General features: G+C 40.1%; 14 protein-coding genes. 12 read left to right on the top strand and 2 right to left on the bottom strand.

The window, feature by feature from the left end; translation table 11 throughout:
* Positions 1-50: 50 nt before the first annotated feature.
* Positions 51-281 carry a hypothetical protein gene (locus tag JOD07_RS12370; RefSeq protein WP_204614176.1) on the bottom strand — a complete coding sequence of 77 codons (231 nt, stop codon included), beginning with the start codon at positions 279-281 and terminating at the stop codon, positions 51-53.
* A 125-nt stretch (positions 282-406) separates the two neighbouring features.
* Between JOD07_RS12370 and JOD07_RS12365 the strand changes: the two genes are divergently transcribed.
* The 6 genes from JOD07_RS12365 (at position 407) to JOD07_RS12340 (ending at position 5811) form a co-directional block, all read left to right on the top strand.
* Complete coding sequence (locus JOD07_RS12365) at positions 407-757, top strand: hypothetical protein (protein WP_204614175.1); 351 nt, start codon at positions 407-409, stop codon at positions 755-757.
* Entirely contained in the window at positions 754-1617 is an 864-nt protein-coding gene (locus JOD07_RS12360; RefSeq protein WP_204614174.1) for a diguanylate cyclase domain-containing protein, read from the top strand. Before JOD07_RS12365 ends, JOD07_RS12360 begins: the two co-directional genes overlap by 4 nt.
* 133 nt (positions 1618-1750) lie before the next feature.
* Entirely contained in the window at positions 1751-3325 is a 1575-nt protein-coding gene (locus JOD07_RS12355) for a spore germination protein (RefSeq protein ID WP_204614173.1), read from the top strand.
* Entirely contained in the window at positions 3325-4506 is a 1182-nt protein-coding gene (locus JOD07_RS12350) for a Ger(x)C family spore germination protein (protein WP_243429327.1), read from the top strand. Before JOD07_RS12355 ends, JOD07_RS12350 begins: the two co-directional genes overlap by 1 nt.
* Positions 4507-4510: 4 nt before the next feature.
* The gene (locus JOD07_RS12345) at positions 4511-4723 is read left to right on the top strand and encodes a hypothetical protein (protein ID WP_204614171.1); all 213 of its coding nucleotides are present in this window, start codon (positions 4511-4513) and stop codon (positions 4721-4723) included.
* On the top strand, positions 4681-5811 hold the full coding sequence (locus JOD07_RS12340) for a GerAB/ArcD/ProY family transporter (RefSeq protein ID WP_204614169.1): 1131 nt from the start codon (positions 4681-4683) through the stop codon (positions 5809-5811). The genes JOD07_RS12345 and JOD07_RS12340 overlap by 43 nt, the downstream gene beginning before the upstream one ends.
* Before the next feature lie 268 nt (positions 5812-6079).
* Here JOD07_RS12340 and JOD07_RS16035 read toward each other — a convergent pair whose 3' ends face one another.
* On the bottom strand, positions 6080-6166 hold the full coding sequence (locus tag JOD07_RS16035) for a hypothetical protein (RefSeq protein WP_465220796.1): 87 nt from the start codon (positions 6164-6166) through the stop codon (positions 6080-6082).
* Positions 6167-6813: 647 nt separating this feature from the next.
* Here JOD07_RS16035 and JOD07_RS12330 point away from each other — a divergent pair.
* The 6 genes from JOD07_RS12330 (at position 6814) to JOD07_RS12305 (ending at position 11499) form a co-directional block, all read left to right on the top strand.
* Positions 6814-7020, top strand: a complete 207-nt coding sequence (locus JOD07_RS12330; RefSeq protein WP_204614168.1) for a hypothetical protein — start codon at positions 6814-6816, stop codon at positions 7018-7020.
* On the top strand, positions 7017-7286 hold the full coding sequence (locus tag JOD07_RS12325; protein WP_204614167.1) for a hypothetical protein: 270 nt from the start codon (positions 7017-7019) through the stop codon (positions 7284-7286). The genes JOD07_RS12330 and JOD07_RS12325 overlap by 4 nt, the downstream gene beginning before the upstream one ends.
* Positions 7287-7315: 29 nt before the next feature.
* Positions 7316-8623 carry a TrkH family potassium uptake protein gene (locus tag JOD07_RS12320; protein WP_207756964.1) on the top strand — a complete coding sequence of 436 codons (1308 nt, stop codon included), beginning with the start codon at positions 7316-7318 and terminating at the stop codon, positions 8621-8623.
* Positions 8624-8633: 10 nt separating this feature from the next.
* Complete coding sequence (locus tag JOD07_RS12315; RefSeq protein WP_204614160.1) at positions 8634-9287, top strand: potassium channel family protein; 654 nt, start codon at positions 8634-8636, stop codon at positions 9285-9287.
* Positions 9288-9320: 33 nt separating this feature from the next.
* Positions 9321-10712 (top strand): sensor histidine kinase, encoded by a 1392-nt coding sequence (locus tag JOD07_RS12310; RefSeq protein WP_204614159.1) that lies wholly within the window; start codon positions 9321-9323, stop codon positions 10710-10712.
* Between the two features lie 91 nt (positions 10713-10803).
* A complete protein-coding gene (locus JOD07_RS12305) occupies positions 10804-11499 on the top strand; it encodes a response regulator (protein ID WP_204614158.1) in 696 nt (231 codons plus the stop codon).
* Positions 11500-11752 lie beyond the last annotated feature (253 nt).

Below are 11752 nucleotides of genomic sequence, written 5' to 3'. Positions count from 1 at the left end.
CGCCATATTTCTAAATTCATCATTCCAAACATATAAAAAGGCGAATAGGTTCAAGCCTTTTGAAGTAGTCTTCCATAATCAATCATGGCTGTTATCTGGTACATGGGAGCAGTAATTTCCGCCCTTGCGCAATAAGGAAATGTCAGGGTAAAAGTCAAAAGAGCGGATGATGCCAGGATACCGGACAGTACAAGGCTGAAATATCCTGCCTTTTTAACATGTTTTGTCCCTTGAAGCGTTCTTGCCACTACTGCCAGTTTCAACACAAGCTTATAATACAAGAGTGAATTCCTCATAAAAAACGGTTAAATAGACTTAATAAATAATAAATATATATAAAATAATTATAAAAATCATACAAAATATGATAAAATATTTTTCATAGCAAACGGAAGAAGGGAAGGAAATGTCTAAAAATGTAGATAGCACCAAAAAAGCAGAAATCACCATGCGTATGTCGGAGTTTGAAATGCCTCCGATGCAGGATGCGCTCATTGTCGGAAAGCGGGCGCCAATCGGGCCTGAGGCGGCAAGACGCATGGTGGATATATTGTCTCCGGACCAGTATGAGATCATAAAGGTGGATCATCCTGCAATTGAGGCCATAGTGGTAAGAAAGGCACTTTTTAATATGCTTCCGCAGGAAAAGCTGGTTGGGCTTTTATTAGAGGAAGGAGGTAAGGTTGCTAACGAGTCAACAATTGTGAAAACCCAGGTGAATATTGTGCTCCAGGTTAGCAAGTCTATAGATTTATGATAAGGAAAGCATTTGAAATTATGATAAAGGATTACATCACTGTTGATGCTTTTTGGGGAATGAAACGAATAAGGGATATTGCTGAAAAGACAGACACGGACTGCTTTCCTGTTACTGATAACGGGAAAACTGTTGGTGTCCTGACGAGAAATGATTTGATAAAATCTCACCCAAATAGGATTGCGCTGGACGCCATGTCCGGAAGCTATGGATGCATTGAAGCGGACCAACCAGTATGGAAAGCTAAAGAATTTTTTGAAGCCGGCGATACGGACATCCTCTTTGTCACTCAGGACAATAAAGCTATTGGGGTTATAACGAAAAAAATAATTGAAACTGAAATCTGCAAGCATGTGGATATTTTGACGGGGTTATACAGAAGCGACTATGTTATATACAAAGCCCATAAACTCCTTGAACAGGGCAGTGAAATATCCATCACTTTCTTTGATATTAATAGCTTTGGAAATATTGACAAAGAGTTTGGACATGCAGTAGGAGACAATATTCTGAAGGAGATTGCGCAAATCCTTAAGAGCTTTGCACCCGCAGGCACTTTTCTTTGCAGGTATGGCGGCGATGAATTCGCACTTGTAACGGATAAATGCGCTGAAACATGTGAAGCAATGGTACAGGATATTTTAAGCAGGATAAAGCAGTACGAATTTTGCGAGGGTATAAGCATAAGCGTTTCAGCAGGAATTGCAGGCGGAAGAAGGAGAAATCCCAGGAAAGGAAACATGTATAAAACAATAATAAACCTTATAAACCTTGCCAGCCTTGCTTCTACTAAGGCTAAAAAGGAAAAGGACAACCTGGTGCTGGGGTATAGCGGTATGATTGATGAAATAGCCATATAATAGATAGTGAAAGTAAGAAAGCTCTGATTGCAGGGCTTTTATTTTTTTATTCAAAGGAGCTTGCTTCTTGAAAACCCTATTTGTGTATTTCATGCCCATATAATGGTTATAATATAAAACAGGTGATAAAGAAATGCTTGGGAGAATAAGAAAACAAAGAAAAACAGGAAATCAAAACACTAACGCTGATAATGCACATGCTGATTCATACGAACAAATACCGAAAACCATTGAAGCTGTTAAGGCCAGGCTTAGCGAAATATTTTCCGGCTGCAGCGATTTTATGCATCGGGAAATTTCATGCGGGAAAAAAAGATCGATTAGAATACTGGTGGCATATATCAACGGCTTTGTTGACAAGAGGGTATTGAACCAGGATGTGATCCGCCCTATCCTTGACTTTTTCTCAAACACGGAATTGCATGAGGGCAGACGCATATTTGAACAGCTTAAAGAATGTGTAGTCATCAACAACGACATAAAAGAAGCCGATGATATGCGGCAAGCGGTGGACGGCATCGTGTCCGGGGAAGCCTTGCTTTTTATCGACGGAGAAAACAAGGCGCTGGTTATTGGAGTAAAAGCTCCGCAGGGACGGCAGGTAGAGGAACCCGATACGGAGACATCTATCAGGGGCGCAAGGGAAGGCTTTGTCGAGAACCTGCTTACCAATACCACCCTCATTCGAAAAAGGATCAAAAACCCGAATCTCAAGCTGGAAATGATGCAGCTCGGAAAGCAGACAAAAACCGATGTCTGCATCTGCTATATCAAGGGGATTGCCAATGAGGGGATTGTCAGGGAAGTGCGGGAGAGGCTCAAGAAAATCAAGACCGATGCCATTCTTGATACCGGTATTATTGAGCAGTTCATTTCCGACAGCCGATTATCACTTTTTCCCACGGTGGGGAACAGCGAAAAATGCGACAAGCTGGCCGGAAAACTACTGGAGGGGCGTGTGGCCATATTCTGCGACGGTACGCCCTATGTCCTTACGGTCCCGTATCTTTTTATAGAATCCATACAGACTACGGATGATTACTATGACCACGCCTATTTTGCAACCTTCATGCGCCTCCTGCGCCTAATGGCGCTTCTGGTATCAAACCTGCTGCCGGCCATGTATGTGTCGCTGGTCAGCTTTCACCATATGGTCATCCCGTTCAAACTGATGATCACACTGGCGGCTTCACGGCAGGGAATCCCTTTCTCGCCTTTTATCGAAGCTATATTGATGATTATAGCCTTTGAGCTCCTGCGCGAAGCGGGTGTCCGTATGCCAAGACCCATCGGCCAGGCGCTTAGCATTGTGGGCGCGATTGTGCTGGGTGAGGCTTCGGTAGCGGCGGGAATTGCCAGCAACCTGATGGTGATTATCGTAGCTATTACGGCTATCTGCAGCTTTGTTGTCCCGCCGCTCATCCGGGCAACCATGCTGCTGCGCTTTGCGTTCCTGGCTGCGGCCAATTTCTTAGGCTTTCTTGGAATTTCCTTTGTGGCTGTGGCTGTTTTTACGCACCTCTGCAGGCTGCGTTCCTTTGGTGTTCCCTATATGGCGCCTTTTTCACCGCTTACGTCTTCCGACCTCAAGGATTCTTTTATAGTGGTGCCCATCTGGGCTATGGTGACAAGGCCGAAGATATTGCGTCAGGAAAATGCCGGAGGTGCAAAAGGGTCAAAACGCCTGGAGGTGAAAGCAAGACCGTGATGTACGGAAAGGGAATAAAAAGAACCGGCATAGCACGAATTGCCTTTTTGCTTGTATTTCCCCTGATGCTGACCGGTTGCTGGAACAACAGAGACCTGACTGAAATAAATATTGTGGCGGGCTTGGGACTGGATCGGACGGAAGACGGCAAAGTTCTTTTGACCGTCCAGGTGGTGGAACCTGCCGCAATCCAATCCACATCCTCCGGAAAGGGAAAAGGCGGAGGTGCGCAGCCAAAGCCTGTATTTATCGAGTCCTATGAAGGAGAAACAGTTTTCGACGCTGTCAGAGGCATGTTGTCTATTGTTGACAAAAGGCTGTTTTTAAGCACAGCCCAGGTTCTAATCCTTGGTGAAAGGCTTTCGCAGGATGGCATAGAAGAAGTCCTGGATTTTTTTCAGAGAGACTATGAAATAGACTACTCAATGACAGTTCTTGTGGCAAAAGGCGTAACACCAAGGGAAATCCTTGAAATGGAAACTGATATGGAGTCCATACCTGCCGTGTATATAAATGAAACGGTAGAAAATACTGTTTCACGGGGCACGTTGAAGAAAACCATGCTGATTGACTTGATTAAAGATATGGGCGGCAGCGGAAGGCAACCTGCCATCGGACAAATATCAAAGGCCGGAGAAAAAAAAGTCATTACAGAAGGCACTGCCGTTTTTAGGGACGGAAAGCTGGCGGGCTGGCTGGACCTATATGAAACACGTGGGTACCTGTTTGCAATAGATAAAGTGAAAAGTGCTGTTGTGAATGTTCCTGCAGATGAGGGCAAAATAGCGATGGAAATCATAAGGTCAAAAGGGAAAGTCAAGGTGGCATTTGAAAACGGCGAACCATCCATGCTCACTGTCAAGGTGGAGACTGAGGCCAATGTGGGAGGATACGAGGGAAAAGGCGCATTGGACTCGCCGGACAATCTGTATTTTCTGGAGAAAACTCTGGGAGAGGAAATAAAAAAAGAAATCATGATGGCGCTGGAGAAGACCCAAAAGGAGTATTCCAGCGACATATTCGGATTTGGCGCGTATGTGTCCAAATACTACCCGCAATACTGGAAAAAAGCAGAGAAAGACTGGAATGGCATTTTTAGTAAGCTTCCGGTAGACATTCAGGTGGATGCAAAAATATTGCGGACAGGTATTATCAAAAGTCCGGTAAAAAAGGATGAATGACATAATGATAATAGTTTTAGCGGTATTTGCAATTCTAATTTTATATGACTTGCAAAGGTTTATACGAAAAAAAGAACGGGCAAGGGTATTTGCACTATATATTTTCTTTATGGCGGCAAGCCTGGCTGTCAGTTTGCTCCTGGCATCAGGAAGAAGGCCATCCGGCCCTTCCCAATGGATAGAAGCAACACTAAAGATGATTGGAGTCTTGAAGTAATGGAAAAAGCACGGATGTCAAGCATTCAGCTATTTCTACTTTTATCGGGCTTTCTTTTTGGAAGCACTGTAATACTGGCTCCGGCACAGGGAGCAAAAAACGACGCATGGCTGGCAATGCTCCTCGGGGGAGCAGGCGGTACATTGCTGATGTGGGTCTATGCGGCCATTGCATTACTGAATCCATCAAAAACCCTGGTAGATATTTTAAAGGAAAAGCTGGGGAAAGTTGCCGGCAATATTTTCGCCGTTCTGTATACATGGTATTTCATCCACCTGGCTTCCCTGGTGTTCAGGAATTTTGGCGAGTTTATTTGCACGGTGACTTTTCCAGAAACGCCTATGGTTGTGGTGATAGGGCTTTTTGCAGTTATTTTGGTTTATGCAATCAACAGCGGAATTGAGGTAATAGGAAGGTTAAGCGAGCTGCTGGTGCCTGTGATACCTTTAGTAGTTCTCATTATCAGCCTGTCGCTCATCACTGTCCATGATTTCACAGCTTTCCTCCCTATCCTGGAAAACGGCATTACACCTGTGCTCAATGCAGCTTTTGGTTTTATATCCTTTCCGTTTGGAGAAACTATTGCATTCCTTATGCTGTTTCCGCATTTAAGCAAAAAGGAAAAGCTAAAAAAAGTTGTGTTTGTATCGGCAGCAGTTTCAACCTTATTAGGAATTATATTATTTTTCAGAGATATATTTGTTCTGGGAAGTGATTTGATGGCTCGCTCTACCTTTATCCCCCATTTGACATCACTGCTTATTCCAGGTCTGAATGTAGAACCGCTCGTAGACATAAACCTGCTGATCGGCGGAGGGGTAAAGATTTCAGTTTGCATTTACGCGGCTGCAAGAGCTTTAAGCCAGATAGCGGGAATTGACGACTACAGGAAACTGACCGGGGCGATCTCTACCTTTTGTGTCGTACTTTCAATATGGGTATATGAAAATGTGCTTGAGATGTTCAATTGGGCTGAAAAGGTGTGGCTTTACTATTCCATCCCCTTTCAGATTGTTGTTCCCCTGCTGCTGCTTTTGCTATCTTTAAGGAAAAAAAGCAAGCCTTCAAATGCAAGGACGGAAAGCTGAAACGGTGAAGAAGCAGGGTGCGGCATCATGACTTTGGATGTAATAAATGAATTGCAATTAATACAATTTATCAACAGGTTTATGCACAACATTAAGAATACTGAAAATTCAGCATTTAAGAGTACAAAGAGGAATAATCCACAAAATTGACAAAGAATTTATCCACAGAAATTATATTTTATGAACGCTTGCGAAGGGGATTGCTTGTATCGGAAAATTTATTGCAGCTTCCCCATTCTTCCAAACGTCTGCAAATTTAACAATGGCTTTACCCTGCATTTCCGTCAGCAGCAAGCATCTCTTTTGGCAGAACTTCAAAGATTTCCTCATTGTACTCAAATACCCGGCAATCCACATCGGTACCGCTTACATTAGGGAATGTCCTCGAAAATCATATTTAGAAGGTGCTTACCGCCCTTTAGACATCATATTAAAATTCATGCGTTTACCCTGTGTACGTAGCATGTACGCGGCTGTACGCGGCTGAAATTTAATTGTTATTGTCTCACTTTGGTGATATAATAAAATGCATTTAAAGGTAATGCATTTATCCTCCATACAGGAGAGATTGTACATAAAAGCAGACTAAAGTCTATACTGGCTAAGGGAGTTGACAAACCAAGGTGTAAAAATGGCGATTTAGATATAACAAGCTGGAGAAGCTACTGATTGCTAAAACATGAAAAAGACTTGCAGCACTTTTCCGGAGTAAGCAAGGGCAATCATTACAATGTTTGTCAGAAATGAAATGTTGATACAGAAATATTTAAGAAGATATGTACTGTGTAGAAATAAGACATATATGATGTAATGAAAATAGTACAGGATAAAAATATCAAGAAGCTGCCCATACGGGACGTGCTGCTTCGTAAAGCGTCAGGTTAATAAGATTATATGGCGTTTTAATATTTTATTAATACCAATGTAGCGATAATTAATACATTCTTTATATCAAAAGTATTAAAATAACAGCATGCAGAAAGATGTAAGAGGGGTGAATTAATGCGGTTATTGATGCTTCTTGGCTTCGCTATCCTGTTTATTTATTTTGGATATTACACTATGGCAAAGCTTGATGATTTTATAGCTGCCGGGGGTATTGTATCTGATGATGAAATTTACCCGGTTGCTATTGTTTTAGGGGGGACGGAACTGGCGAAGCAAGTTAGTGCACTTTTAAAAAAAATAATATTCATGTATTATACTTGACAGAGCCATTTTTAATAGAACAGGGACATAATTTCCAATACTTGTTTGCATTATCGGAAAGTGATGCAGACAATATTGTTTTATGTAAAATAGGCTTCAAAGTATATGACATAGAAAAAATGATTAGTTTTTGTAATGATAGCAGGAACGAAGGAATATTCATCAGGGAAAAAATTCCTCACTTAACTGGGAAAGAGATTACAGCCCAGAGGTTGTATGAGGCCGTCCTGCAGAAAAGGGAGGAAAAATTGTGGGAAAATATATAGGAAAATTGAAATCGTTATCATACCCACAGATGATAGCACTTGGCTACTTTCTGATAATAATTGCCGGGACATTTTTGCTGTCATTGCCGATAGCCAGCCGCAATAATTTATTTCCCGGATTAATTAATGCACTTTTTACAGCAACCTCTGCTACTTGTGTAACAGGCCTTGTTGTTTTTGACACATATACACAATGGTCGCCATTTGGACAAGTAGTTATTTTACTGCTGATTCAAATAGGTGGCTTGGGGTTTATGACGGTTGTCACAATGTTTTCTATTTTTTTAAAAAGGAAAATCGGGCTGAAAGAAAGGGGACTTTTACGTGAAAGTGTAAATACTATGTATATCGGTGGGATTGTACGCCTGACAAAAAAAATATTGCTTGGCACTTTGCTGTTTGAAGGTATTGGTGCAGTATTGCTATCATTGAGGTTTATACCCAAAATGGGCTTGCTGGAAGGAATATATAATGGCATTTTTCACTCGGTTTCAGCTTTTTGCAATGCCGGGTTTGACATAATGGGAAAGTACGGCAAGTATTCATCACTAACAAATTTTTTCGGGGATGCGGTTGTTAATTTAACAATCATTACACTTATCATCGTCGGCGGAATAGGGTTCTTTGTATGGGATGATATTGAGAAAAATAAGTATCATTTTAAAAAATATCAGCTGCATACAAAAATAGTTTTGACGGTGACCGCAATTCTTATAGTGTCAGGGACGATATGCTTTTATATTTTTGAAAGAAATAACCTTCTTTATGGGATGACTACAGGAGAAAAAGTTTTAGCCTCTCTCTTTGGCGCAGTTACGCCCAGAACGGCAGGCTTCAATACTGTTGATGTTGCAGCATTAACCTCTGCAAGTAAACTTCTAACTATTGTGTTGATGTTTATAGGTGGCAGTCCCGGATCTACTGCCGGTGGGATCAAGACTACTACTTTGGCGGTTATCATGATTTCGCTGTGGTCAAGCTTGAAAAATAGGAAGGGTGATAATATATTTGGCAGGAGACTGGAAGATAATGCACTAAAGAGATCGTCTGCCGTTGTGACAGTCAATATACTTCTTATACTGAGTGCGGCTTTACTTATTAGTGCTACAAATAAAGCTTTAGGACTTGATGATATTTTGTTTGAGGTTACATCTGCAATTGGTACTGTTGGTCTTTCTACGGGAATCACAGGTGGTCTGAATACCTTTGCAAAAATAATTATCATACTATTGATGTATAGCGGCAGAGTCGGAAGTCTTTCTTTTACTTTGCTGTTTACAGAACATGGAGTGGCATCATCTATACAGAATCCGGTAGAAAAAATAAATATAGGATAGGGGTATCGGTATGAAATCATTTTTAGTTATTGGAATTGGACGATTTGGAAAACATTTGAGCCGTAAGCTGGTTGAGCTTGGAAATGAAGTCATGATTGTTGATAAAAATGAAGAAAATATAAGAGAACTTTTACCCATCGTGACAAATGCACAAATTGGTGATTGTACAAAAGAAGAAGTACTTCGTTCACTGGGCATTGATAATTATGACGTATGTTTTGTTTGTGTTGAAAATGATTTTCAGAGCAGCCTGGAAATTACCAATCTGCTTAAGGATTTGGGCGCTAAATATGTAATCAGCAAATCCAGCCGTGATATTCATACTAAATTCTTACTGCGTAATGGTGCCGATGAAGTTATAGATCCTGAACGGAATATTGCTGAAAAACTGGCGGTGCGCTGCAGTGCAAACCACGTTTTTGATTATATCGGGCTGACAGATGATGTTTCCATATATGAAATTCCGCCTGCAGAAAGCTGGATTGGCAGAAGTATAAAGGAGATAAATTTCAGGACAAAATACCGTGTAAGTATACTGGCAACAAAAGCTGGAGGGAGCATTTCATTTTTGCCGGCGGCCGATCATATATTCAAGCCGGAGGAACATCTTTTGGTTATAGGACGCCGCAATGATGTAGAAAAGATATTAAAACTTATAAACTAAAAATATGATAAAATACCTCTACGAGGTGACAATATGAGCAGTAAATATTATTTACGAATGATTGTAATTTTGTTAGCAGCTACTATTAGTTCTTTAGCATTAAAACAATTAGGTATAGATAAAGTGAATATCCTTATGATTTTTATAGTTGGGGTGCTATTGGTAAATGCCTTGACGAGAGGATACCGTTTTGGCATTATTGCGTCCTGCATTAGCGTGATGATTTTCAATTATTTCTTTACTGAACCTGTGCAAACCTTTGCTATTAACAACACCAATGATATCACTCTAATGCTGTTTTTTTTTATAACATCAGTAATATCTTCAAGCTTGACAGCAAGATTTCAGAGGCAACTGATAATTTCGCAGAAAAACGAGCAAACAGCGAAATTGCTGTATGAGGTGTCACAGCGCCTTCTTAATGTTAATGGTGAAGAGAATATTGTTCGTCAGGGAATGCGCTGTATAAGGGAGTATACCGGATATGACAGCATAATAGAGCTCAATGAAAGCAACCAGACCTTTGCAAGTGATAACTTTGCCTCCAATATAGGTGAAAGAAGTACAGATTTTCCAATAATGGGGCTTACAAAAAGAGTTGGAACGCTTAAGATATATAATAAAAATGTAAATTTTAACATTGAGCAGGAATGGCTGGTTAAAACTGTTGCAGCTCAGATGGGCATTGCTTTAGATCGGGAGTTTGTTTACAATGAACGGGAGAACATACGTATTGCCATGGAAAGTGAACACTTAAAGAGTAATCTTCTGCGAAGTATTAGCCACGATTTGCGAACCCCACTTACCGGAATTGCAGGAGCTAGCAGTTATATTGTACAACGTGGAAAGAGCCTTGACCATGAAAGTATAGAACGTTTAGCTAAAGACATATATGAACAGGCAGTTTGGCTCACCGCCTTGGTTGAAAACATACTGAATATGACACGAATTGACAACGGGAAATTAAATGTTAATAAACAAATAGAAGTAGTTGATGATGTTGTCAATGAGGCGATTAGTCATGTTCCCAGGCTTACCGAAAGACATTTCAATATTATAATGCCAAAGGAATTATTAGCAATACCTATGGATGGAAAAATGATTACCCAGGTACTTATAAATCTTTTGGATAATGCTGTTACTCATACTCCAAAAGATAGACCTATAGAGCTTTGTGTAAGCCAAAAAGAAGGGTATGTGGAATTTGGAGTTGCTGATGGTGGAGAAGGAATTGCGCCTCAAATAAAAGATAACATTTTTGACGCATTTGTTACAAGTGGCAAGACCAGTTCTGACGGTAAAAAAGGGATTGGATTGGGTTTGGCAATCTGTAAAGCAATCGTGGAGTCTCATGGTGGTAATATTCGTATGGAAAAATCACATCTTGGAGGTGCGCTGTTTATATTTACTCTACCATGTATTTAGCAACCATACAATAGTGATGGATGCTTGAAAAAATTAAATACCTCTTGATAAAATGATGGTTTAAACACTAGATAGCAAAGGCGGGGTTATCATGAAAGATAATGCTTCTATATTATTAGTTGAAGATGATAAATATATTATGTCTTTAATAAGTATGTTATTAAAGGATGAAGGATACAAAACTTTTTTTGCAGTGACAGGAAAAGAAGCAATCGCACTGTTTTATGCTAATAATCCGGATATTATTATTCTAGATTTGGGATTGCCTGATATTGATGGTATAGAGGTTATCCAGCAAATAAGAGAAAGGAGTAATGCTCCGATTATTGTTGTTTCTGCACGTGAAGAAGAATATGAGATAATCAACGCGTTGGATCGTGGAGCTGACGATTATATAACTAAACCCTTTTACACAGGAGAACTTCTTGCCAGAATTAGGGTTGCCCAACGGAAAATAAGTAGCTTAACAAATCCAGAAAATTTAGAAGTTTTTACGTGCGAGAATTTAACTGTAGATTATACAAAAGGTCTTGTATTCGTGGATCAAAATGAAGTTCACTTAACGCCGATGGAGTATAAACTTCTTAAACTATTAATTGCAAATAGAGGTAAGGTGCTGACACATAACTATATAATTAATCAGATATGGGGATATGGTGAAGTTGGCGATGCAAAAAGCCTCAGAGTATTTATGGCAAGTTTGCGCCGAAAAATCGAGAAAGATACAGCTAATCCCAGATTTATTCTTACTCAGGTCGGCATTGGTTACCGTTTTGCTGAAAAATAATATATTGAATAAAAACTGTAAATTGATGTTTGTAAATCGATATTTGAGAAGTATGCTCAATTTAAGAACAAAATCATGTGTTGTGCAAGGACTATATGTAGATACATGCAAACATTCATGTAAACACATCATTACTGAGAAATTTCTGAGAAATTTGCCTTAGTGTAAAATTGTTCTAGGACAAAAAATAGCAAGAGACCACTCTTTTTGGTAAAATATTAGTCGCTGAAAACAATAAATACCAAGGAGGGTC

The sequence above is a fragment of the Defluviitalea raffinosedens genome, assembly GCF_016908775.1.
Taxonomy (GTDB): Bacteria; Bacillota; Clostridia; order Lachnospirales; family Defluviitaleaceae; genus Defluviitalea; species Defluviitalea raffinosedens.
Note: the sequence above shows the minus strand (reverse complement) of the source record. Positions and strands in the feature narration are given on the sequence as shown.